We start from the raw sequence: 23429 nt of genomic DNA, 5'->3' as shown, positions 1-23429 counted from the left end.
CGCCTCCGGCTCAGGCCGCGCGGCGGCTCGGTACTGCGGTGGTGCGGCGTGTCGCGCGGGCGCCCCGGACCGCCAGCGGCAGCACCCAGGCCGAGGCGATCTGATCGGAGGTGAGAGCGGCCAGCGAGAGCCGATTATGGACGAATCCGACGGAAAGTCCCTGCTGAGGGTCGGCCCAGCCGAAGGATCCGCCCAGGCCGATATGGCCGAAACCGGCGCGGGCGCCCGGCATCGGCAGCGAGTGGTAGCCCATATGCCAGAGCATGGGGAAATAGAAGAGCGCGTGATCGAGGCGGTAGGTCTCGATATGCCGCATGGTCTTGATGGTCTGCGGCGACAGGAAGCGGTGGCCGTTGCTCATACCGCCATTGGCGAGCGCACCGTAGAGGGTGGCCAGACCGCTGGCGGTGCAGACGCCATTGCCCGCGGGGAGCTCGGTCTCCAGGATCGGCGGATTGTCACCGTCGACGAACTCCTCCAGGCCGGGCAGGAACAGGGCGCGGGTCGCCGCACCCAGTGCGCCCGGAAGACCGTAGGCACGGCCCAGGAACAGCGAGACGTAGGTGGTGCCCACGGCGGCGAGGCGGCTGCCCTGCAATTCGGCCGCTGTGGTGGCGGCTCCGGCCGGCGGACGGCCCAGGTGGATGCCGTCGGTGCCGAGCGGTTCGGCGATCTCGGTGCGAAACAGCTCGGCCATGCCGCGACCGGTGACGGCGCGGGCCAGACCCGCCAGCAGCCAGCCGAAGGTCAGAGCGTGATAGGTCGGAATGTTCAGCAGGTGATCGGGTTTCGCGGCGGCGAGGCGCTGCTCCATCAGGCGGTGGTCGAGAATATCGTCCAGGCCGCGGGCGATCTCGGGCAGGCCGGACAGGCCGGCGCGATGGGACAGCAGCTGCCGCACCGTGATTCGCTCCTTGCCATTGGCCGCGAATTCGGGCCAGTAGGCGGCGACCGGGGTGTCGTAGTCGAGCAGGCCGCGGTCGGCGAGACGGTGAATCACCGTGGCCGCAATGCCTTTGGTGGCGGAGAAGACCACGGCGCCGGTATCGGCGCCCCACGCGGTGGCGGGCGCGGCGTCACCGATCCAGGCATCGACCAGAGGCTCGCCGTGCAGGTGCACCGAGAGCGCGCCGCCGGCGCCCGGGTGACCGCCCATCATTCGCGCGAAAGTACGTACCAGGGGCCCGAATTCGGGGGTCGCGAACCCGCCCACACCGGTGGGTAGATCCGCGAGCGCCGGGGCGGTAGCGACATTGCTCACTGATCCAAGGTACGAGGCGCGCAGCACCGAGGGCAATGGGATGACCACGAGAGTTACCGGCCGGGGCCCAGAGGTTATTTACGGTGTCGAATCGGTAATGACGGTGTTACCCGCGCGTACGCTCGGAGAATGCGCGTGCTGCGGTCGCTTTCGCTGGGCCTGTTCGTTGTGGTCGTGCTCGCGGTGGCGGGCTGTTCGAGTACGCAGCCCGCGCAGACGTACGTGACCGGGGACTGGCACGGAAATGTCGAAGTGCCTGGTCAGCCGCTCGCGATCGGCGTCAACTTCACCACCGACGGCAAGGGTTCGATCGAGATTCCGGCGCAGAACGTCTCGCACAGGCAGTTGAGCGCGGTGCGCAATGATGTGGATCAGGTCGAGTTCTCGATCCCGGAATTCCCCGGGCAGCCGGCCTTCAAGGGGAAGTACGACAAGGCCTCGGACAGCATCAAGGGCGATTTCACGCAATCCGGGAAAACCTTGCCGCTGACGCTGGCCCGGGGGCAGGTGGCCGGGGTGGCGCGGCCGCAGGAGCCGAAGCCGCCGTGGCCGTACAAGTCCGAGGATGTCAGCTACCGCAGCGGGAGCATCACCATCGCGGGCACGCTGACCGAGCCGCAGACCGGCGGGCCGCATCCGGCGGTGCTGCTCATCACCGGCAGCGGGGCGCAGGATCGCAATGAGGAAATCCTGGGGCACAAGCCGTTCCTGCTGTGGGCGGACACCCTGACCCGGGCCGGATACGCGGTGCTGCGCACCGACGATCGCGGGGTCGGCGGCACCGGCGGGGATCTCGCCGCCGCCAGCTATCAGGATCTGACCGACGATATCGGCGCGGGTGTGGCGTTCCTGCACGGGCGCTCGGACATCGACGGCAAACGCATCGGTTTGCTGGGACACAGTGAGGGCGGATACCTTGCGCCGCTGTATGCCTCGCGACCCGGCAGCGGTGTGGCCTTCGCGATTCTGCAGGCCGGGCCGGCGGTGTCCGGCGCGGATGTCCTGCTCGAACAGAATCGGCTGATCCTGACCGCCTCGGGCGCCTCGCCCGAAGCCGTGGCCGCGCAGGTCGGCTATATCTCGGGGCTGACCAGCATCATTCGCAATGGTGATCTGGGCGCCGCGAAAATCTATGCGCAGCAGCACAATGACAGCCTGCCCGCCGATCAGCGGGCTTCGGGCGAGACCATCGACACCCTGGTGACGCCATATATGGCCGCGCTCATCAATTACGATCCGGCACCGGCGCTTTCGGCGCTGCGCGTTCCGGTGCTCGCCATGTACGGCACCAAGGATCTGCAGGTTCCGGCGGCGCAGAGCGAAGGGCCCATGCGCAGTCTGCTGGCCGCCGATCCGGATGCCACCGTGCAGGTCTTCGACGGGCTCAATCACCTCATGCAGCCCGCGAATACGGGGCTGCCCAGTGAGTACGCCACCATCGAGACGACCATCGATCCGCAGGTGCTCGGTTATGTCACCGCATGGCTGACCAAACGTTTCCCGCCGCAGTAGCCGCCGGCGCACACGACAATTCATGGAAAGAGTGGTGACGTGGGAATCTACGAGAACCAGGTGCTGCCCCGGATCATCGATCTGTCCTGCGGGGCGAAGTTCCTGGATCCGGTGCGCAAACGCGTCTGCGCCGGGCTCAGCGGGCGCGTGGTCGAGATCGGATTCGGATCCGGGCGCAATGTGCCGTTCTATCCCGCCGTGGTGAAGTCGGTGAGCGCGGTCGAACCGGTGGGACTCGGCTGGAAAATGGCGAGCGGGCGGATCGCGGCGTCCGCCGTTCCGGTGGAGCGGGCGGGATTGGACGGGCAGGCATTGCCGTTCGAGGACAATAGTTTCGAATCCGCGCTGTCCACCTGGACGCTGTGCACCATTCCCGATGTGCACGCGGCGCTGTCGGAGATTCGCCGAGTACTGGTGCCGGGCGGGACATTGCATTTCGTCGAGCACGGGCTGGCGCCGGATCCCGGGGTGCAGGTGTGGCAGCACCGGTTGAATCCGGTGCAGCAGACACTGTTCGGCGGCTGCCAGCTGGATCGCGATATTCGCGGGCTGATCGAGGATGCCGGTTTCGAGGTGCGCGCGGTCGATCAGTTCTACGAGAAGGGCTCGCCGAAGTTCATCGGTGCGCTGTCACTGGGCGTGGCCGCTTCGGCGTGAAAGGCCCACGCCCAGTGCAGCATCAGATGATTACCGCTGCGGCCGGCCACCGTACGGAACGGTGATCAGCTCCATATAGTGGCCGTTGGGATCCTGGAAGTAGATACCGCGGCCACCGTCGTTATGGTTGATCTCACCTTCGGCCCGGCCGTGCGGATCGGCCCAATAGGTGATCTGGTGATCGGTGATCTTCTTATAGGCCGAATCGAATTCGTCCTCGGAGACCAGGAAGGCGTAGTGCGTGGGGTGAATGCCACCGGGCAGATCCGGCGGAACATTCGCGAAATCGAAGGTGACGCCGTTCCCGGCTTGCAGCGGAATGAACGGTCCCCACTCGGCCCCCACCTCCAATCCGAGGATCTCCGCCCAGAATTCGGCGGTTTCCCGATTGGCCTTGCATCCGACAATGGTGTGGTTGAACTGGATAGTTATGGGAATTCTCCTGTGTGAGTGACGATCCCGACCCTGGACCGGTGCAAGTCGGCCGACAGGAGCATCGCCACCCCTCGACGCTAACCACATATCCCCCGATTCGCCAATGTTCCAGTGGCAGGGGTCACAGCGACGCCTGACGGTCGGCGGTACAGATAGTGGCGCTCAGCGGGTCGGTCCGGCGGAGTACTCCTGTTCGGGGCGGCCGGTGCTGCCGTAGCGCAATTGCATGCGCAGGCCGCCGGCGCCGACCAGGGCGGCGAGGTAGCGCTGGGCGGTGGCGCGGGAAATGCCGATGGCGAGGGCTACCTGGGCGGCTGACATGGGGGCGTCGGCGCGTCGAACGGCCTGCAGCACCAGATCTTTCGTGGGTGAGGCGAGTGCGGCAGGCTGCGCCGCGGCGCCGGTGGTGGTCTGGCGCAGGGCCAGCAGGGCGGCGTCCACATCCGCGGACGCGATCTCCGGCGCCGACAGAATTCGCCGGTAGCGGGCGTATCCGGCCAGGCGGGCCGCCAGGGCGGCGTGATCGAAGGGTTTCACCAGGTAGCCGAGAGCGCCTGCGGACAGTGCCGCGCGGACGGTCTCGGATTCGATTGCGGCGGTGAGCATCATGGCATCGAAGCGAATCTCACGGACCAGATCGACACCGGAGCCGTCGGGGAGATAGACATCGACCAGCGCCAGATCGAACGCCGTCGCGGCAATGGCCGCGCGCGCGGCAGCGAGCGTATTCGCGACCGTGCCGACGGTGAAACCCGGTAGCGCCGAAACGATTCCGGCATGCAGGTTGGCCACCCGGAAGTCGTCGTCGACCACCAGTACATTCAGCTCTCCAGCGCCCACGCGGGCTCTCCCTCTGTCAGCACACCCGGCAACCGGGCAATGAATTCCGCTCCCCGCAACGCCTTCTCGGCGGGCACGCCCGGTCCCGCCGGACGGCCCGCACCTCCTGGATCAGCCAGCCGGACATCACCGCCGCGCGCTCTCGCCACCTGCCGCGACAATGCCAGTCCGACCCCGCGACCACCCGGCACACCGTCCTCGGCACGGGTCGAAACCCCTTCGGAGAACACTGAATCCACCAGTTCGGCAGCCACCCCGCCCCCACTGTCGGCGACCGCGATATGCAGCGTCTCCCCCTCCTGAACCAACTCCAGCTCCACTACAGCGAATGCAGCATCGCCGCCAGTAGCGGACTCAAACCCACCGCGCGCGGGCTCGGCATCACGGTGTGCAGCGGGCTCGCCATCACCGGGCGCAACGGGCTCGCCACCACCGGGCGCAACGGGCTCGCCACCACCGGGCGCAACGGGCTCGCCACCACCGGGCGCAACGGGCTCGCCACCACCGGGCGCAACGGGCTCGCCATCACCGGGTGCAACGGGCTCTACGCTCGCGGCAGTCGTGGGGTTCGCGCCCCCGGCGGCGACATGCCCGGCCGCACCGAGGCGGGCGGCTTCGATGGCATTGTCGAGGAGGTTGCCGAGGACGGTCGTGACATCCACGGGGGCTGCGAGATTCGCGTGCACCCAGGTGTTGGGGCCGAGGCGGAGGCGGACGCCCTGTTCGCGGGCGTGCGCGGCCTTGGCGGCGAGGAAGGCTTGCAGGTAGGGGTCGGTCACGGCGTCGATGCCGGGCAGGACTGCGCCGAGGGGGCCGGTGCCCAGGAGTTCGGCGAGGTAGAGGGATGCCTCGTCGGCGCGGCCGGTGTGCAGCAGGCCGTTCAGCAGGTGCAGGCGATTGGCGAATTCGTGGCGCTGGGCGCGCAGCACGGTGCTCAGGGAGCGGACCGCATCCAGTTGGCGGGTAAGGGATTCCACATCGGTGCGGTCGCGGACGCTCAGTACCGCGCCGAGGGGGCGGCCGTCGCGGAGCACGCTGCGGGCGGTCACCACCACGATGCGCTCGCCTACCGCCGCCTGTACCAGTTGGCCGTCGGCGGCGCGGAACGCCTCCAGCACACGCGGAGTCAGTCCGAGATCGTCGATATCGTGTCCGGGGGCGGCCTCGATGCCGAGCAGCCGGCGGGCTTCGTCATTGACGACGGTGACGCGCCAGGCGGTATCGGCGGCGACCACGCCCTCGCCGATGCCGTGCAGTACGGCATCCTGTTCGCGCACCAGTTCCGCCAACTCGGCGGGTTCCAGGCCGAGGGTCAAACCATGCCAGCGACGTGCCAGCAACACCGATCCGGCAATGCCCGCGCACAGCGCCCCGGCGATCAGCAGCCCGGATCGGCGGAGGTCGCGCAGCAGCTGTTCGCGCACCGCCGTCGTCGAGATGCCGACACTGACCTCACCGACCACGCGTCCGGTACCCGGTTGCAGCACCGGCACTTTGGCGCGCACCGATTCGCCGAGGGTGCCGTGTTCGCGAATGACCACCTCACCGCCCGCCAGCGCCTTGGAGGGATCGGTGCTGACCATTTCGCCGAGCCGGGCACGCTCCGGATGCGCCAGGCGCAGGCCCGCGTCATCGGTGATGACCACGAACAATGCGCTCGTGCGCAGCCGGGCGTCAGCGGCGATGCGCTGCAGTGGGCCGTCGGCGAGATCGCTCTGCAGCTGCGGCCCGGGTTGCAACGAGAAGTCGGCATAGTGCTCGACCTCGGCGCGCACATCGGGTTCGGAGGCGACGGTGCGGGCGATGGCGAGGGCGCGCTCACCGTATTCGCCGGACAATCGCTGATTGCCGATATAGGCGAACACGCCGAAAGCCAGGCCGACGGTCACACCCACCACCGCGACCTGCAACAGCACGATCTGGGTCCGGAGGCGAACCGAGCGGGGGCCGAGCGAGAACACGGGCCACAGTGTAGAGAACGGCCCGCAAACGCCTGAGCAGAATGCGCAAAACGGTCGAATCGCCGCTTGTGCGGGTAGCGCGCACAACCACACGCGGTGTGACCCGGGCCACGTAGCTTCTGTCCCATGCCGCAGCACACACCCCGAGCGGCACGAAAGCAGGAGCAAGCGATGACCCCACCGCCCCTCGACCGCGGCGAGCCATTGATCGAACTGCGAGGCGCGACCAAGCGCTTTCCGGGCGCCAATGGCGGCATTCACACCGCGGTGCGCGACCTGAACTTCACGGTCGCCCCCGGCGAATTCGTCGCCGTGGTCGGACCGACCGGCTGCGGCAAGTCGACCACCCTCTCACTGGTCTCCGGACTCGAACCCGCCTCGGCCGGACGCACTCTGGTGCGCGGCGCGGATGTGCGCGGCATTCCGGACGGCGTCGGCTACATGTTCCAGCAGGATGCCGTACTGCCGTGGAAGAGCGTGCTCGACAATGTGGCGCTGGGCCCGCACTTCCGGGGCGCATCGAAGAAACAGGCGCGGGCGCAGGCCGCCGAATGGGTGCGCACGGTCGGCCTCGGCGGGTTCGAGGGTTACTACCCGCATCAGCTCTCCGGCGGTATGCGCAAACGGGTTTCGCTGGCGCAGACGCTGGTGAACAATCCCGAGATCATTCTCATGGACGAGCCGTTCAGTGCGCTCGATGTGCAGACCCGGCAGCTCATGCAGGACGAGCTGCTGCGGGTGTGGTCCGGGACCGATGCGGCGGTCATCTTCGTGACTCATGATCTGGAAGAGGCGATTTCGCTCGCCGATCGGGTGGTTGTCATGACCGCCTCCCCCGCCACGGTGTGCGGCGATTTCACCGTCACGCTGGAGCGGCCGCGCAATGTCGAACAGGTGCGGCTCACCGAGGAGTTCCGCGACCTCTACAGGGAAATTTGGGAAACGCTGCGCGATCAGGTCGAGGCAGCTCGCAGTCAGGGAGCCTCCCGTGTCGCTTGATGTCGTAGCGCAAACCGCCACCTTCACACCGGAATTCGAGACCGAGGCGCAGATTCTCGCGCGGGTCCGCACGCAGGCGCGCAAGGAGAAGATCCGCACCTGGGGGCTGCGGGTACTGCTGATCGCGCTGTGGCTGGGTTCATGGGAGTTGACCGCTTCGCTGTGGATCGACCCGTTCTTCTACTCCAAGCCCTCGCTCATCTGGGATCGGCTCTACGAATGGTTCACCGACGGAACACAATTCGGTTCCATCTGGCTGCAGCTCTACACCACCGTGCAGGAGGCCGTGCTCGGCTTCGTCATCGGCACCGTAGCGGGTGTGGTGCTGGGTGTACTGCTGGGTCGTAGCCGGTACTGGGCGGAGGTGCTGGCGCCGTTCATCAAGGCGCTCAATGCCGTTCCGCGCATTGTGCTGGCATCGCTGTTCATCATCTGGTTCGGGCTGGGGCTCAGCTCCAAGGTGGCGACCGTGGTGGTGCTGGTGTTCTTCGCGGTGTTCTTCAATGCCTTCACCGGCGCCCGTGAGGTGGACGGCAATGTCATCGACAACGCACGAATCCTGGGCGCGTCCAAGTGGCAGGTGCTGACCTCCATCGTGCTGCCGAGCGCCACCACCTGGATTCTGTCCAGCCTGCACACCGCCTTCGGTTTCGCGCTCATCGGCGCGGTGGTCGGTGAATACGCCGGCGCCAGCAGGGGTTTGGGGCTGCTCATCTCCAATGCGCAGGGCACCTTCGACGCGGCCGGGATCTATGCGGGCATGATCGTCATCACCGTGGTGGCGCTGGTGGCCGAATGGCTGATCGGGCTGGCCGAGAACCGGCTGCTGAAATGGCGTCCGTCGCAGGCTGCTTCGGGTCACGGGGTGTGAGCATGAGACATCGCAGAACTCTCGCGCTCGTACTGCTCGCCGTCTCCTCGCTGCTGCTGGTGACCGGCTGCCGTGACTCCCGGTCCATTCCCGTCGCGAACGGGCGGCCGCAGCTCACCATCATGGTCGGCGGACTGGAGAAGGTGATCTACCTGCCCGCCATGCTCACTCAGAAGCTGGGCAATTTCGAACGCAATGACATCGATGTGCAGCTGCTCGGCGAACAGTCCGGGGCGACCGCCGAAACCGCGCTGCTCACCGGCGATGTGCAGGCCGTGGTCGGGTTCTACGACCACACCATCGATTTGCAGGCCAAGGACCAGTGCCTGCGCACCGTAGTGCAATTCGCCGATGTTCCCGGCGAGGTGGAGCTGGTCTCCACGTCGGATGCGGCAACCATCCGCTCCCCCGGGGACTTCAAGGGCCGCAATCTCGGCGTCACCTCACTGGGTTCGTCCACCGACTTCCTGACCCAGGCCCTGGCCGGGCAGGAAGGGCTGGGCACCTCCGACTACACCCGGGTGAAAGTCGGTGCGGGACAGACCTTCATCGCCGGAATGAACCACAACGGCATCGACGCCGGCATGACCACCGATCCGACGGTCGCCAAAATGGTCAGCTCGGGTGACGCTCGGGTACTCGTCGATATGCGCAATGAACAGGGCACCCGCGCCGCACTCGGCGGCCTGTATCCCGCTGCCTCCCTGTACATGCGGTGCCAGACCGTGGACAGCCACCCCGACATCGTCCAGAAGCTGGTCACCTCGTTCGTGCAGACCCTGCAGTGGATCAAAACCCACAGCCCCGAGGAGATCGCCGCCGAAATGCCCTCGCAGTACGCCGGCGGCGACCCCAAGCTCTACGTCCAATCGGTCCGCGATTCCATCAGCATGTTCAACGGCGACGGACTCATGAAACGCGAAGGCGCCGAAAATGTCCTGCGGATCCTGGGCCGGTACTCCCGCAATGTGCAGCCGGTGCGCGACCGCATCGACCTGAACGCCACCTATACGAATCAGTTCGTCGAACGGGCCCTGAAGCCGGGAACGCAGTAGCCGGGTTCGTGGCATTCCGCATTCGTGAGGGGATGCGGAATGCCACCGGCGGTCACACGGTGGAGTCGGAGGCGCTGGTATACCAATCGGTGTGTCGGCTACTTTGTGGCGAATGGGCAGGAATAATTCGGCGGATGGCGGTTAGTCGAAGATTCGTGCTGGCTTTGGCCGGGAGTGTGCCGCTGTACGGGCTGGCCGCGGGGCGGGCGGTGGGTGATCCGGGGCTCACGCAGCCGGGGCGGGCTACCGTGCGGTACACGATGACGGCGTTCACGAATGCGAGTGAATCCGATCTGTATGTGTACGAATCCACCGATGCGACCAATTTTCAGTTGCTGCGGGGATCGGCGTATCAGCCGCCGAGCGGGCTGCTGCGGGATCCGAGTCTGATCCGGCATACCGACGGGCGCTATTACCTCACCTATACGACGGGGTGGGAGGGGCAGACCATCGGATTCGCGCGTAGCGATGATCGGGTCACCTGGACGCACCTCGACGACTACCAGGTCGATGTGGCGGGCGTGACCTCGACGTGGGCGCCGGAGTGGTTCATCGACTCGAATGGCGAAGTCAATGTGCTGGTCTCGCTCTCGGACGGGGTTCGCTTCACTCCGCATCTGATGACCGCCACCGATCCGGGGCTGCGATCGTGGACGCCGCTGACCCCGATGGTGGGACTCGGTCCGAAGGCCGATACCGGATACGGCTATATCGACACCACCGTGGTGCTGCATCGCGGTCAGTACTACGCCTTCACCAAGGACGAGCAGACCAAGTTCGTCGAACTCGCCGTTTCGGATCAGCTGCGCGGGCGGTATTCCTTTGTGCAGACCGGGGATTGGGCGGGGTGGGGATCGCCGCGGGAAGGCCAGTGCGTCATTCCGCTGCCCGGTGGCGGCTGGCGGATCTACTTCGACGCCTATGACGACGGCGAATATCTCTACAGCGACAGCCATGACAACTTCCGCACCTGGACGCCGACTGCCGAACTTCCCGGGCTGTCGGGCACCGTCCGGCATTTCACGGTGCTGCCCGAACACGGCTGACCGTCGATGCGGCCCACGCCGCGTCAGTGCGCGCAGGTGTCAGTGGGTATCGGTAGCGTCTGTGCTGTGGAAACCGGTGAACACATCCAAGAGCTCGCGGACCGCATCGTGGCGCTGCGCGACGGCTATTACCAGGGCGCACCACTGCTCGCGGACGCCGAGTACGACGCGATCGAGGACGAGCTACGCGGTCTGATCGAGGCGCACCCGGACCTCGCACCGGATCCGAATCCGCTGGAGCAGGTCGGCGCGCCCGCGGTGCTGCACGCGCCGATCCGGCATTCGCGCCCGATGCTGTCGCTCGAGAAGTCGACCAAGCCGGAGCAGGTCGCGGCGTTCTTCGGCCGCTTCCCCGGACAGTCGGTGGTGGTGATGCCGAAGCTCGACGGCCTGTCCCTGGCCCTGGTCTACGAGGACGGGCGGCTGGTGCGTGCCATCACCCGGGGCGACGGCACCACCGGTGACGATGTGACCATGCTGGTCCGCGCCCTGGTGGACGGTGTGCCCGAGCGGATCGACGTCCCGGAGCGGGTGGAGGTGCGCGGTGAGGCGGTGATGCTGCGTTCGACCTTCGTCGCCTACAACACGGCGCATCCGGACAAACCGCTGATCAATCCGCGCAATGCCGCGGCGGGCACGCTGCGGGCGAAGGATCCGGCCACGGTCTCCGAGCGCCGGTTGCAGTTCTTCGGCTTCGACCTGGATACCTCGGACGACGGAGCTGCGGTCGATCTCGGCGAGGGTCTGCGGGCGCTGGGGGTCGCGGGCGCGCAGATGCGGCTCTGCGCCGATGCCGAGCAGGCGCAGGCGGCGATCACCGCGATCGAGCAGGGTCGCAATGATCTGGACTACGACCTCGATGGCGCGGTGCTGCGGCTGGCCGATCGAGATGCCTACGCGGCGGCCGGGATTCGGTCGAACTCCCCGCGTGGTGCGCTGGCATTCAAATTCGCCGCCGAGGAGAAGACCACACTGCTGGCCGATGTGGTCTGGGATGTCGGCAAGACGGGCAAGATCGTCCCGGTCGCCTGGCTGGAGCCGGTGTTCGTGGGCGGCACCACGGTCACCAAGGCGACGCTGGCCAATCAGGAGGTGATCCGCGCTCGCGATGTCAGAGTCGGTGACACCGTGCTGGTACGCCGCGCGGGTGATGTGATCCCGTTCGTCGCGGGTGTGCTGGACGCCTCCAAGCGCACCGGCGAGGAGCGCGAGATCGTGCCGCCGACCGTCTGCCCCTCCTGCGGGCAGCCGGTCACCGAGCAGGGCAATAGCCGAGAACTGTTCTGCACCAACGTCGCCTGCCCCGCGCAGACGGTGCGGCGGCTGATTCACTGGGCCTCGCGCGCGGCGGCGGATATCGATGCCATCGGCGGGGTGTGGATCGAACGTCTTGCCGAAGCGGGCATCCTGGAGAACCCCTCGGACTTCTACACGCTGACCAAGGAGCGCCTGCTCGAATTCGACCGCATGGGCGAGGTCTCGGCCGCGCGCATGATCGATTCGATCGACGCCAGCCGCGAGGTCGGCCTGCGCCGCGCGCTGATCGGCCTGGCGATCCCGATGGCCTCCGACGGCACCGCCGCCCGCCTGGCTCGCGCCGGATTCGGCTCCCTCGAGGAGGTCGCCGACGCGGGCGAGGAAAAGCTTGTGGCCGTGGAGGATATCGGCCCGAAGGTCGCCGCCTCCCTGGTCGCCCACCTCACCCGCCTGCGCCCGGAACTCGAGCGCCTCCGCGAGGCAGGCGTCTCCCTGGACGTGCGCGCGGAGGATCTCCCCCCGGTCATCGCCGCCGGCGCGCCGCTGGAGGGCAAGTCGGTGGTGATCACCGGAGCCATCAGCGACCCCCGCTCCGGCGAGAAGGTCGCCCGCCCGACCTTCCAGCGCCTGTGCGAAAAGGCCGGCGCCACAGCGGCATCCTCGGTTTCGGCGAACACCGACATGCTCATCACCGGCGCGGGAGTCGGCGAAAGCAAACTGACCAAGGCGGAAAAGCTCGGCGTCCAGGTCGTCGACCAGGGCGAGATCTGGGACCTGTTGATAGCCGCCATGATCATCTGACGCCGGGGCCCGGATCAGCCTGTGACAGAGGCTGACCGGCGCTCCTCGACCGTCACGCCCACAGCTATTGAGCGCCGTATTCACCCTGCTCGGCCAGTATCGGATCCGGACGAACCCGGCTGCTCGGAGGTTTGCAGCGATTGCCGCTGTTCTGTGAGGTCGGTATAACGGGCGGGCGTGAATGTGCCGAAGTACTCGGTGACGACGTTGCGGGTGCGCCGGGTCGATACGCCCATATCGGTGAGTAGTTCATCGATGTGGTGGATCAGGTGCGGGCCGACGTAGAAACCCTGTGCGCGGCCCGGGAATTCCTCGGCCAGCCAGGACTGCACCCGGTCGATTTCGATGCTCATCGCGTCGGCGCCGGGGAGGGTCAGCCCACCGCCGAACACCTGTGAGAGCCAGTGTGCGGAGACCTCGGAGGTGAGCTGACACGCCGTGGAGGAGGCGTAGCCGACAAAGCCGAGGCGAGGTTCGGTGGGCGGCAGAATGTGCCGATAGAGTCGAAATTGACTGTCTTGCAGCACCGTTGCCAGGAGTTCGGCGGTCAGGAACGGCAGCGTCTGGCGCCACCCGGTGGCGAACAGGACGATATCGGCCTCCAGCCGGTCGCCACCGGTCAATCGCACCGCGGCGTCGTCCCCGAACTCCGCAATGGTGTCGCGGCGCAGGTCGATTCGGCCATGGCGGACCAGATCGTAGAACTCCGAGGTGAAGCCGGCATTCTCCAGCCCGTGTGGCAATCGCTGATCAGGGACGAGAACCGGCGGCATGCGCAGCAGCACGCGCAGGAGCAGTTCGACTGTCCGCCAGAAGATTCGAGTGAGGACTCGACCGCGTCCGTGCAGGAACCGCTCGACCCGATCGCGTCGATGGTAAGGCAGAAACAGCTCGGTCACCCGGCCCAACAGCACCTGATCGGCCGGGACCCGGCCCGGAAACCAGCGCGGCGCCATCCAGTGTGGGGTGCGGAATACGAGTGTGCATCGTTGTGCGTGTTCGGCGGCCCACGCGGCGCAGTCCAGCGCCGACTTTCCGGCACCCACCACAACGACTCTCTTACCCGTGAAGAGAGCGGGACCGGTCGCCTCGCTCGAATGCACTACGGTCCCGGCGAACCTGTCGATGCCTGCGATCCGCGGTATTTCCGGTTCGGAGTACGTACCGGCGCATACCACCACAAAATCGCACGAAAGGTGTTCCCGCCCTTGCGGGCCGACAACGGCCACCGCAAACGCCTGCCCGTGCCGTGCCACCTCGATCACCTCGGTGGATAGCCGGATCAGCGGGTCCAGCTCGAATCGGGCGACGTACGACGCCAGGTAGGCACGCACCTGCTCGGCCGTCGGAAATACGTCCGCGCCGTGTTCGTAGGGATGGTCGGAGAACGCATACGTCTCACGAGAGTTGTTGGTACGCAAACCTGGATAGGTCCGCGACGGCGCCCACACCCCGCCGATCGCCGACTCCTTCTCCACCACCGTCACGTCGAATCCATCGTCGCGCAACACCTTTGCCGTCACCAGCCCCGCAATGCCCGCCCCGACCACGACAACCCGTTTGCACTCGACCGTCACACCAGCCCCCTCGCGTCGAAAGACCCCCGATGCTAACCCGCCGGCGGCGCAAGTTCAGCCGGTTCCCCGGTGGGCTACTCAGAACGTCCGGGCCACGGTGCGGCCGGAGGCGGTCATGGTAGGTGTTGAGCGGCTGAATGTTCTCGACGCGGAGGGCTAGGAGCCCGCTCTGCGATTGGTTTTCGGCGCGCTGGCCAGAGGTTGGTTCATCGGGACGTAGCGCCGACGGTAGACCCGCAACACGACCTCCAGCAGCACTGTCGCCACGACGGTTGCGACGACGCCGGCTACGACCACAAGACGTAGCAGCGGCGAGTGCCATCCGTATACCGACACAATGATCAACACGACAACATACGCGGCAAGAATTCCCGTGTACGACGAAAATCGTCGCCGCCCTGATTGACGCCACCCCATGGGCACCCCACCCGATTTCAGCGAAAGCCTTTGGCGCTCTCGATCTTCGGCAAGAATAAGCCGGCCCACCGACACCGAGGCGCGAATCTCCCACCCCAGACGTTTGCCATCTGCCGGCAGATCCGCAGCCCCCACCATCATCCAAGGCCTCATCCTGCCTGCTGGCCGATTCGACCGCGCCCGCTACCGCCATGAACTACTCGGTCATCGGCGTGTGCGTGCACTGGAACAGCCCGAGTTCACCTCGGCAGTTGATCCTCTGGATGGCGGTACCGGCCGCGTCGAAACGCGCGAGTCGCGGCAGTATGGTGCGTTCGGATGGCCACGAACTGGCTGATCGGTGCTTCTTGGGCCGGCATCGGTGACCTATTTGGCGTCGGTGACTACGGCGATCTGACGGATGAAGGTGTCTTCCACGGCGGAATGGAGGAGGAAGTCGGCGACATTGGCGCGAGAGGTTGAGGGGAAGATCGGCAACTTCGTGGCGTCCGCGAGCGCAACGGTGTTGTAGCGGGTGCTGTCACCGTTGTTCAATGCCCCGGGGTATTCGAGGGTCCACTTCAGATCGCTGGCTCTCAGGAGCACTTCCGATGCGGCTTTGTCTGCGTAGGTTTTCCGAAGCACGGTTCGGAAAATGGGGCCGACGAGGAATGAGGCTTTGGCGAGGGAGTCGCCGACTCCGAACGCAGACAGGATGACGAAACGGTCCACGCCTGATGTTTTCGCGGATGCGATGACTGCGCGGACGGTATCGGTGATCAGCGTCGGGGTCTCACGGGCGTTCTTCACTCCGAGCGTGCTGATGATCGCGTCGTGGCCTCGGGCTGCCGTTGCGATCACAGTGGCGTCGGTGACGTCGCCGGCGACGATTTGAGCGCGCGGATCAATGCCGGCGCCGGCCCGCCGAACCAGGGCGGTGACCTGGTGTCCCTGGTCCAATGCTTTTTTCACGAAGAGGACGCCGGTGCGACCGGTTGCTCCAAGAACAAGAAACTTCACGATACTTCGCTCTCTGCTGAAGGAATGAATGGACGTGCTTGTGTTGCGCCCCAGCGGCATGGGGCCGATTCCCGCCCATGCCGTGCCGGACCCTTCAGGCCGCTGTCGGCGGCGGCCTGTGCGGCAATGATCGGCTCACGTCTGGGCGCCGCGCACTGCGGCGATCGGCCGCGCATCACCGGAACATCGTCAGGATCATCACCCAATTTAGTAACCAAACCTGACTATGTCAAGGCGGCGTCGAAGCCCGTCGGCCGCCGGGTCCCGGAGGCTCGGGGCCAGCGGGAATCGGTGCGAACAGTCGATATGGACGGGCCTACCGCGCGTAGGGGTCGGTGATCTCGCGGAGTTGATCCAGGATCTGCTGCAGCAATGCGAAGTTGCGGGTGCCCAGGTATTCCTTCCACTCCGCGAGGATCTCGTCGCGTGTCGCCTTGGCCACCTGGATCGCCCGCCGGCCACGTCGCTCGATCACGATCAGCCGGGCGCGGCCATCCGCGGGGTCGGGGATCCTGCGGACGTAGCCCAGACTTTCCAGCTGGTCGACCATCGCACTGGCGCTTTGCTTGGTCATTTGTGCCTGTTCAGCGAGGTCCGTGAGGCGCGAACCGTCCTGAGCGATGCGCTGGAACACCCGGCACTGAGTCAGGGTCCAATCGTCGAACCCGGCATCGTGCAGGGCCCGGAAAATCCGGTCCTCGGTGTACCGGTACGGAATGAACAACGACGTCCCCAGATCAACCCACTGCTCGTCGTCCACGTCGCTCCCCAGCTCCATCGCCCGCCTGATTCCGCGAGGTTCACACCCTACGCCGCCGTCGATTCGACGACGGCGCAGGCGTGTGCCGCGGCGCTGTGCACGCTGCGTTCCGCATGTGCCACCCACCCCCCCGGCGACCTCATGCCTGTCACTCTTGTCATCGGTTCGGACATATGACTATATTAGTAATGAAAGCTGACAAATTAGAGAACTGGTGATCTGGTGCTCGCAGACTGGCCGAGGATGATCAGCCGCCGGGTGAGCGGGATCGCGCTCATGCCGTGCTTGCCGACCGCCAGTTCACCCGCGAAACCACCGCGCTCCGCGGCTCACCCAGCTCGCGACCCGCCGTCACAGCCCAGACTCATCCTTTTCAGGGCCAGGGTCAGGTGGTCCGAGCTGGTGCGGCTGGGTCGGACGAATTCGACGTCTCACCAACACCATCACAACCCGCAGTGCGGGCGTTGTGTACCGATAGGGACGGGCTGCGAAGTCGGCGTTATCGTGCATTGCCGGTGACCGAGCAGCGCTCCGCCCGTTGATATTCCACATGCTAGCGCTGGCGGGTTCGAAACGCGCGGGTCGCGGCACTGCAGTCCGTTCGTCCGATCAGGTGAGTAATCACCGATGCGCATCGCCGTCGAGACTCGACCTCGCGGCGGGTGTCGGCCAGCCCCTGAAATTGAGGGCTCGGGAAGGCATAACGTCATCCATGCGCAGGGCGACAGACGGGCATGAGATTGAAAAACGTTTCCCTGCAACAGTTCACGTTCCGTACGGGTGTGGTCGCGGCGGCGATGGTGGCCGCGTGGAGCGCGTTCACCGGGACTGCCGGTGCCAACTCCACCGATCCGGTTGCCCAGTTCACCTCGACCCTCACACGGGTTCCGGGTCCCGACTGTGCCGCGATCATCAAAGCCGAGACCGTGCCGCAGCCGCAGTCCGGCGTGTTCGGTGTCCGGTTGAAGATCACGCAGACCGGGGAGTTCTGCGGGGCATACCAAGTCACTGTGCATTGGCGGAATGACGACACCGGCCAGACCGGTGGGCAGTCACAGCGCGTCGAAGGCACCACGGTGGTCGGCATGCCGGACAATGTGATCACCGGTATGGGTATGGGGCCGGGCGCCGGGAAGGTCGAGGCGACGATCGACACGTACTCCGAGGTCTATCCGCAGAATGTGGATCTCGAGCACATCGCGGGCCACGCGACATTCACGCTGGGCTGAGCGCACTCTGCAGCTGTTGACGCTGGCATGTGCCGCATCAATCGGTGTGGCCGTCTACCTCACCTGAGCAGACCACCCGGCGCCTGGCCGCACCACGAGCAGACCTCCATGTCACCGACTCCGCAATGACATCCTGGAATCGGCAGATGGTGCGTTGCGAAGGCCGAGTGTGGATCAGGCGGATTCGACTGTTTTCTTGAAGATGATCAGGGCTTGATCCATGGTGGCCGTGAAGGCGGTGGCCATGGCGTCGGGCAGGATGTCGCGGCTCCACACGAAACGGGTGGTGTTGTCGCCGTTGGTGTACACCTGCATGACCGCGTTGTCGTGCAGTGGCGTCACGGTCCCGCCCACGACCGAGTAGACGAAGCGACGGGCTTCGTGGTCGACAGTGATAAGTCGTTCGCGGACTACGGTGCCGTGGGCGAAGGTCACCTCGCGGACGCCGTCACTCAGGTCGGTGCTAGCGGTGACCAGGCCGGGGGCCATCAGGAGTGGACCGTCGACGAAATCGGCGACCACCGCCCACACCTCCCGCGACGAAGCATCGATGAGGATCTCTCGGGAGATCGAAGCCATGGCACTGCTCCTTCCACATTCGGAACCGTGATGCGATCATCGCACCCGCGCCAGGGAAGGAGCAGTGCCATAGGAACTTTCGATCAGATGCCTCTCGTTGCGATGTTCTGACGGTCCACTCGAGGTCAGGTGGCTCGTTTTATCCGGCTGCGGGCATCGGCCCAGGAGAGCGGAAGGTCGGCGGAAATTGCTGTGGAGTCGGCGAAGTGCGGATTGCCGAGACGACCGGCCATGTCCTTCAACATGTCCGCGTGCGCACCGCTGTACACGAACCTTTCCATGGCCTGCCTGTCGGACCAGGCGGACAGGGTCCAGAAAGTCTTGGTGAACGGCTTCGCGTCCATTGTGTAACCGGCACAGCCCGGGGCGGACTTCAGTTGGGTACGGATCTTCACCGTCCAACGCAGGAACCGTGGGACATCTCGGTAACGGGTCAGCGGCAAATTGGTGGTCAGAACATGTAACTGGTGTCCGTCAGCGGGTTTGTAGACTCCGGCAGACCAGGGCAGGGCGGGCATCGACGGCCCCTTCCGATCGATATAGGCGGCCATCCGAGCATCCTCGAGTAACGTCGCCAAAATCTCAGAATACTCAGGCGCTCTTCACTCTTCGACTCGAATTCGATGCCGACGCGGTCAGGAAAGCCGCGGCGCGAGCTCCAGGTACACCGTGTCCTCCGGTACGCCGCCGAAGAAGACCCTGTCATAGAGTTGAGGCCACACGCGGTATATCGAGTTGCGAGCCTGCTCGGCACGTGGCCAGTCGGATTCGCCGAGCACGCGCACCGTAGCCCTCACCGCCGGACCGAGCGGCTTCCCCCGCACATTGCAGGGCGCGATCAGCGCATGCGGATTGTTCCGGATCCGCTTGACCTTCCCCGACTTCCGCTCGGTGAAGACATAGGCGAGCCCTTCACCATCGATCCCGAACCAGACCGGCGACGGCACCGGCTCGCCGCTACGCCGGAACGTCACCAGCACCGCGTGCCGGTGCCCGCGCAAACCTTCGAAATCCCCGGCCATCGCGCCCGATTCGGTGATCGAAAACGCGCGCCGATCCCGCAGTCTGTCGTACACCAGATTCATCCCGCTGCCGAAATTCGCCAAGATGCCCATGACTACCACCCTCCGGCACCGTACGTCGTGGCCAGGAACCACGATACGCACGCCGCGCAGTCCCCGGTCGAGTACCGGCCCGCCTTACAGGCGAAGCCGAAGAGTTCGCACTGAGAAATCGCTTGCGACAAACTGCCATTCGGATTGCTGACCGTACGGACCGCAGGGTGCGGCGGAAGATCAACTGCCAGTGTCCATCCGAAGTCGGAGTATCCGCTCATCGGTATGAGCGCGCAACCGGAAGCGCTGTCGGCCAACCAGTTTGGATAACCGACCAGCGCGCGGGTCGCGGCAGTTCCGGATACGCTCGTTTGGGTCTGATAGATCACGTTCAGCAAGGGGGCCGAATGAGCCGGTTGCCGATGTTGTCTGTGGACAGGATTACAGCGGAGCGAGTTCTGCTGCGCAAGGCACAGAACACCGACCGGGACAGACTCATCGAGCTCCGCACCGACCCGCAGGTCGGAGCCTATATCGGGGGCCCGCTCCCACGGCAGCGTGTCGAGCAGTACCTCGACGAGATCGGCGGCGCAGCCAACGCGACGACCACGCCCGGCACCTTCATCATCGCCGACAAGGCCACCGACGACCTGCTCGGGACATTCGAACTCAAACGGCGACCAGCCGACTGGCCAGGCCACGTCACCGTTACCGGTGAAGAACTGGAACTGGGTTACCTGATGCGCCCCGACGCCTGGGGAGCCGGACTGGCGCGCGAGGCCGCCACTGCGGTGTTATGCGCTGCGGCGGAGGAGCTTCAGAACCAGCCTGTCCTTATCTCGACACAGACAGCCAACGAACGCTCGCTCATACTCGCGATTCGTCTGGGCTTCCAGCCGGTCGGCACGTTCGAATGGTTCGACGCCGAGCAGACCCTGTGCCTGGCCAACCTCCACTCGTTCATAGCGTGATCAGTCGATTGCTCCCGCTCGTCGGACTTCTGCCGACCGGTTCGATCAGCGCATTATGCGCGACAGAGTGTGTTGGGTATGCCCTTCCGCTGGAAGCGCACTACTCGTAGAACCGCCGCGGCAGTCAGCGCGCGAGCGAAGAAGGTCCAGTCACCCTTTCGGGGCAGGTCTTTACCGTGGTTCTGATATCAGCCAACGGGCTATGACTGCAAAGTGCTGTCGCACTTGCGATCTCGTGCGTGACTGTCAGGGAGAGACCGAAGTCGACTCGTCAGGGCCGGCGGATTGATCTGTTCGCCCGGGGCGCATTGTTGGGTATCGCTGTACGTTCGGGGTATGGGGAGTTCGACCGGCGTGGGGCGCCGATCACTGAGGTTTCGGCGGTTGTTCGCGATCTTGGTTGGGGTGGTGGTGGCGGGGTTGGTTGTGGGGTTGTTGCCGAGGTGGTGGTGTGGGCGGGAGGCCGGCGAGTGGTTCGACGGGGATGCGGGGCGGGTGCATGGGCTGGCTGAGGAGTTGGTGGCGTTCGAGGCTGACGATGATCAGCGGCGGGCTACCGGGCCGGGGGCGGAATTCGATGGCATGTGGGGGTTGCTCGCGCATCAGATGACGGCGCTGGGGTTGGCGCAGGTGTGTTTGGCGCATCCGGAGTGGCGGCAACGATACGCGCCCATTGTGACTCGGGCGGCGGCGAAGAGTCTGCTGCCGGAGATGCGTGCCGAGTTCACTGCGGCTTGGAAGGGGGATGACGGGTCAGCGGATTTGAGCACTCCGCATGCGCATGCCTATCTCTCGTATCCTGCGCTCGCGCTCGGGATGGCGCGCTTGGTTGATCCGGCGTTTCCGCCCCAGCTGGCCGCACAACAGGACGCCATGATCGCCGCTTTCGAGCGGCAGCTGCTCGCCTCGCCGACCGGGTTGCTGGAAACCCTTCCTGGAGAGGCTTATCCGACCGATGTGGCAGCGGTCGCCGCGGCGATAGCGGTGCACGGCCGCGCGACGGGCGTCGACCACTCGGCGGTGCTCGCGCACTGGGCTCGGCAGGTGCGCGCGGTACAGATCGATCCGGGTACGGGGCTGGTGGTGCAGCGCATGGGTATCGACGCGCATGCGCACGACGCACCACGCGCCTCGGGGACCGGATTGGCGGCCTACTTCGCCGGATTCGCCGATCGGGCGCTCGCCGGTGAGCTGGCGACCGGGTTGTTTCACCAGGAGCGCGGCATCCTCGGCTTCAGTGCGATCCACGAGTACGGGGGCGGCCACAGCGGTGCCGGGGATATCGACAGCGGTCCGGTCATTCTCGGAATCTCCGTCTCCGCCACCAGCTTCGCACTCGCCCCGGCCCGCGCGTTCGGCCACCGCGACCTCTTCACCCGCCTGTTCCGCACCGCCGGCCTTGTCGGCCTGCCCCTGCGCAGCGGCTCCCGCCTGCGCTTCGCCACCGGCGGCGTCATCGGCAACGCCCTCCTGCTCGCCTTCCTCACCTCCGGACCGGAGCTGGCACGATGAAACGCCCCGACACCACCCAACTCCGCACCGTATGGCGACTGATCCGCATCCCGACGCTCCTGGTCGCGCTCTACCTCGCTCTCCGCCTGATCTTGGCGGCACTGTCGCAGCGACACGGATTCGGTTCGCCCGACGGTATGGGCCTGAGTTACCTGACCGTCGCCGGTCTGGCGCTGGCACTGCGCATTGCGCTCCTGGTCATCGTGCCCGCCGTCATCACCTATCGAATTGCGGCATGGGCGGTTACGCGCGTGGCACGCTGGATCGAGGGCGGAGGATTCCGACGGTCAGGCGCGGGCTCGAAGTTGCTGGGCCACAGTCGATTCACTACTTGATCGACTTCATCACCAGATGAAGGGTGGCGAGAACTCCCACTGCGACAACAAGGGGGTAGTGGCCCGAGGACCTGGCGTAGTCGTAGGTCGAGGCGATGACGAGGATCGCCAGGATCAGGAACAGAAAGTGTTTCACCGGTCGCTCCCTTGACTGGACTCAAGGGTACGAGGGGCAGATTCTCTTGTGCCACAGTCGAACTCACCGGAGGGCAGTGGGAGGTAGGCAGAGGGGCAGTGGATTGGCGGCGAATGTCCGAGAAGAGCAGGGGCCGGGCCTGTCGACCTCGGCCTAGCCGGTCGGCTTCGGGCGGGAGCGGCGGAGGGCATCGACGGTGAAGATGGCCAGGGCCAGCCAGATCAGGGCGAAGCCGGCCCAGCGGGAGGCGGGCATGGGTTCGTGGCCTACCGCCACACCCCAGGTGAGCTGGAGGGCGGGGGTGAGGTACTGGAGGATTCCCATGGTGGACAGCGGAACTCGGGGCGCGGCCAGGGCGAAGAAGAGCAGCGGAACGAGGGTGACGGGGCCGGTGATCATGAGCAGGGCGGAGTGGGCGGGGGTGGAACCGAAGGTGGCGCGGCCGGTGACGCCCAGGATGACGACGGCGATTATCGCGAAGGGGGCGGCGGAGATGCCTTCGGCGGCCAGACCGGGGAGTGCGTCGAGGCGGATGACCTTTTTGATCAGGCCGTAGGTCGCGAAGGAGCAGGCCAGGATGAGGGCGATCCAGGGTGGGCGGCCGTAGTCGATGGTCAGGACGATGACGGCGGTCGCGCCCAAACCCAGTGCGAGCCACTGCACTCGGCGCAGCCGCTCACGAAAGATGAGGACGCCGAAGGCAACTGTGACCAGCGGGTTGATGAAGTAGCCCAGGGCGCACTGCACCACCTGCTCGGACATGACGCCGTAGACGTAGACGCCCCAGTTGATGGACAGCGCCAGCGAGGCCGCCGCGGCCAGTCGCCAGGTGCGGGCGTCGATACCGCGCAGTTCGCGGATTCTGCCGGTCACCACCAGAAGCAGCAGGGAGACGACCAGGGTCCAGAGAATTCGCTCGGCCAGCACCTCGGCGGGGGTGGCGAAGGTCAGCAGACCGAAGAAGGCGGGGAACATGCCCCAGACGAAGAAGGCGCCCGCACCGAAGGCCACACCCACTTCCCTGCCGGAGCGGCGCCGCCCGATTCGAGAAGTCACGGCGGCGGGTGTGTCTGACACCGTTCAACGTTAGCTTGCGCAACGACCAGGCGACTATCGGATCGGCCTGCAAGTTCGTGGCCCGCCCGGGTCTGGACTGGCGGAGCG

General features: G+C 65.9%; 24 protein-coding genes. 11 read left to right on the top strand and 13 right to left on the bottom strand.

All coding sequences use genetic code 11. The features are described 5' to 3' along the window. Positions 1-10: 10 nt before the first annotated feature. Complete coding sequence (locus OG716_RS01285; RefSeq protein ID WP_405135890.1) at positions 11-1261, bottom strand: serine hydrolase domain-containing protein; 1251 nt, start codon at positions 1259-1261, stop codon at positions 11-13. A 129-nt stretch (positions 1262-1390) separates the two neighbouring features. Between OG716_RS01285 and OG716_RS01280 the strand changes: the two genes are divergently transcribed. Both OG716_RS01280 and OG716_RS01275 read left to right on the top strand, forming a co-directional pair. Further along, entirely contained in the window at positions 1391-2773 is a 1383-nt protein-coding gene (locus tag OG716_RS01280; protein WP_405135889.1) for an alpha/beta fold hydrolase, read from the top strand. A 39-nt stretch (positions 2774-2812) separates the two neighbouring features. Beyond that, positions 2813-3430 carry a class I SAM-dependent methyltransferase gene (locus tag OG716_RS01275; RefSeq protein WP_405135888.1) on the top strand — a complete coding sequence of 206 codons (618 nt, stop codon included), beginning with the start codon at positions 2813-2815 and terminating at the stop codon, positions 3428-3430. A gap of 30 nt (positions 3431-3460) precedes the next feature. Here the strand turns inward: OG716_RS01275 and OG716_RS01270 are convergent, their stop codons facing one another. The 3 genes from OG716_RS01270 to OG716_RS01260 form a co-directional block, all read right to left on the bottom strand. Next, positions 3461-3952, bottom strand: a complete 492-nt coding sequence (locus tag OG716_RS01270; protein ID WP_405135887.1) for a VOC family protein — start codon at positions 3950-3952, stop codon at positions 3461-3463. A gap of 75 nt (positions 3953-4027) precedes the next feature. Then, positions 4028-4705: a response regulator gene (locus tag OG716_RS01265; RefSeq protein ID WP_405135886.1), complete on the bottom strand. Its 678-nt coding sequence runs from the start codon at positions 4703-4705 to the stop codon at positions 4028-4030. After that, positions 4687-6666 carry an ATP-binding protein gene (locus OG716_RS01260; RefSeq protein WP_405135885.1) on the bottom strand — a complete coding sequence of 660 codons (1980 nt, stop codon included), beginning with the start codon at positions 6664-6666 and terminating at the stop codon, positions 4687-4689. The genes OG716_RS01265 and OG716_RS01260 overlap by 19 nt, the downstream gene beginning before the upstream one ends. 171 nt (positions 6667-6837) lie before the next feature. On the opposite strand from OG716_RS01260, the gene OG716_RS01255 reads away from it, so the two are divergent. From OG716_RS01255 to ligA, 5 genes are all read left to right on the top strand, one after another. Next, positions 6838-7665, top strand: coding sequence for an ABC transporter ATP-binding protein (locus OG716_RS01255; protein WP_405135884.1), 828 nt, complete (start codon positions 6838-6840; stop codon positions 7663-7665). Then, positions 7655-8536, top strand: coding sequence for an ABC transporter permease (locus tag OG716_RS01250; RefSeq protein WP_405135883.1), 882 nt, complete (start codon positions 7655-7657; stop codon positions 8534-8536). The genes OG716_RS01255 and OG716_RS01250 overlap by 11 nt, the downstream gene beginning before the upstream one ends. 2 nt (positions 8537-8538) lie before the next feature. Further along, the gene (locus tag OG716_RS01245) at positions 8539-9591 is read left to right on the top strand and encodes an ABC transporter substrate-binding protein (RefSeq protein WP_405135882.1); all 1053 of its coding nucleotides are present in this window, start codon (positions 8539-8541) and stop codon (positions 9589-9591) included. Between the two features lie 134 nt (positions 9592-9725). Then, positions 9726-10637, top strand: coding sequence for a glycoside hydrolase family 43 protein (locus tag OG716_RS01240; RefSeq protein WP_405135881.1), 912 nt, complete (start codon positions 9726-9728; stop codon positions 10635-10637). Positions 10638-10703: 66 nt separating this feature from the next. Continuing rightward, positions 10704-12695 (top strand): NAD-dependent DNA ligase LigA, encoded by a 1992-nt coding sequence (gene ligA, locus OG716_RS01235; RefSeq protein WP_405135880.1) that lies wholly within the window; start codon positions 10704-10706, stop codon positions 12693-12695. 80 nt (positions 12696-12775) lie between these two features. Here the strand turns inward: ligA and OG716_RS01230 are convergent, their stop codons facing one another. From OG716_RS01230 to OG716_RS01215, 4 genes are all read right to left on the bottom strand, one after another. Continuing rightward, positions 12776-14272, bottom strand: coding sequence for a flavin-containing monooxygenase (locus OG716_RS01230; RefSeq protein ID WP_405135879.1), 1497 nt, complete (start codon positions 14270-14272; stop codon positions 12776-12778). A 156-nt stretch (positions 14273-14428) separates the two neighbouring features. Then, complete coding sequence (locus OG716_RS01225) at positions 14429-14830, bottom strand: hypothetical protein (protein WP_405135878.1); 402 nt, start codon at positions 14828-14830, stop codon at positions 14429-14431. A 225-nt stretch (positions 14831-15055) separates the two neighbouring features. Then, complete coding sequence (locus OG716_RS01220) at positions 15056-15688, bottom strand: NAD(P)-dependent oxidoreductase (protein ID WP_405135877.1); 633 nt, start codon at positions 15686-15688, stop codon at positions 15056-15058. Positions 15689-16004: 316 nt separating this feature from the next. After that, positions 16005-16448 carry a MarR family winged helix-turn-helix transcriptional regulator gene (locus tag OG716_RS01215; RefSeq protein ID WP_405135876.1) on the bottom strand — a complete coding sequence of 148 codons (444 nt, stop codon included), beginning with the start codon at positions 16446-16448 and terminating at the stop codon, positions 16005-16007. A gap of 734 nt (positions 16449-17182) precedes the next feature. Between OG716_RS01215 and OG716_RS01210 the strand changes: the two genes are divergently transcribed. Continuing rightward, positions 17183-17677 (top strand): hypothetical protein, encoded by a 495-nt coding sequence (locus OG716_RS01210; RefSeq protein WP_405135875.1) that lies wholly within the window; start codon positions 17183-17185, stop codon positions 17675-17677. Between the two features lie 174 nt (positions 17678-17851). On the opposite strand, the gene OG716_RS01205 is transcribed toward OG716_RS01210, so the two are convergent. The 3 genes from OG716_RS01205 to OG716_RS01195 all read right to left on the bottom strand — a co-directional run bounded on the left by OG716_RS01205 (position 17852) and on the right by OG716_RS01195 (position 19362). After that, a complete protein-coding gene (locus tag OG716_RS01205) occupies positions 17852-18256 on the bottom strand; it encodes an SRPBCC family protein (RefSeq protein ID WP_405135874.1) in 405 nt (134 codons plus the stop codon). Between the two features lie 125 nt (positions 18257-18381). After that, the gene (locus tag OG716_RS01200; protein WP_405135873.1) at positions 18382-18807 is read right to left on the bottom strand and encodes a hypothetical protein; all 426 of its coding nucleotides are present in this window, start codon (positions 18805-18807) and stop codon (positions 18382-18384) included. Positions 18808-18891: 84 nt separating this feature from the next. Continuing rightward, positions 18892-19362: a PPOX class F420-dependent oxidoreductase gene (locus OG716_RS01195; RefSeq protein WP_405135872.1), complete on the bottom strand. Its 471-nt coding sequence runs from the start codon at positions 19360-19362 to the stop codon at positions 18892-18894. A gap of 356 nt (positions 19363-19718) precedes the next feature. Between OG716_RS01195 and OG716_RS01190 the strand changes: the two genes are divergently transcribed. The 3 genes from OG716_RS01190 (at position 19719) to OG716_RS01180 (ending at position 22129) form a co-directional block, all read left to right on the top strand. Then, a complete protein-coding gene (locus OG716_RS01190) occupies positions 19719-20282 on the top strand; it encodes a GNAT family N-acetyltransferase (RefSeq protein WP_405135871.1) in 564 nt (187 codons plus the stop codon). 519 nt (positions 20283-20801) lie between these two features. Then, a complete protein-coding gene (locus tag OG716_RS01185; protein ID WP_405135870.1) occupies positions 20802-21794 on the top strand; it encodes a hypothetical protein in 993 nt (330 codons plus the stop codon). Next, positions 21791-22129 (top strand): hypothetical protein, encoded by a 339-nt coding sequence (locus OG716_RS01180; protein ID WP_405135869.1) that lies wholly within the window; start codon positions 21791-21793, stop codon positions 22127-22129. The genes OG716_RS01185 and OG716_RS01180 overlap by 4 nt, the downstream gene beginning before the upstream one ends. On the opposite strand, the gene OG716_RS01175 is transcribed toward OG716_RS01180, so the two are convergent. Next, positions 22122-22265, bottom strand: coding sequence for a hypothetical protein (locus OG716_RS01175; RefSeq protein WP_405135867.1), 144 nt, complete (start codon positions 22263-22265; stop codon positions 22122-22124). The two genes, OG716_RS01180 and OG716_RS01175, sit on opposite strands and share 8 nt — an antisense overlap. A gap of 153 nt (positions 22266-22418) precedes the next feature. After that, positions 22419-23342 (bottom strand): EamA family transporter RarD, encoded by a 924-nt coding sequence (rarD, locus tag OG716_RS01170; protein ID WP_405135866.1) that lies wholly within the window; start codon positions 23340-23342, stop codon positions 22419-22421. Between the last annotated feature and the right edge of the window lie 87 nt (positions 23343-23429).

Source organism: Nocardia sp. NBC_01388 (genome assembly GCF_045040085.1).
Lineage (GTDB): Bacteria > Actinomycetota > Actinomycetes > Mycobacteriales > Mycobacteriaceae > Nocardia.
This window is presented reverse-complemented; position numbering and strand designations above follow the sequence as displayed.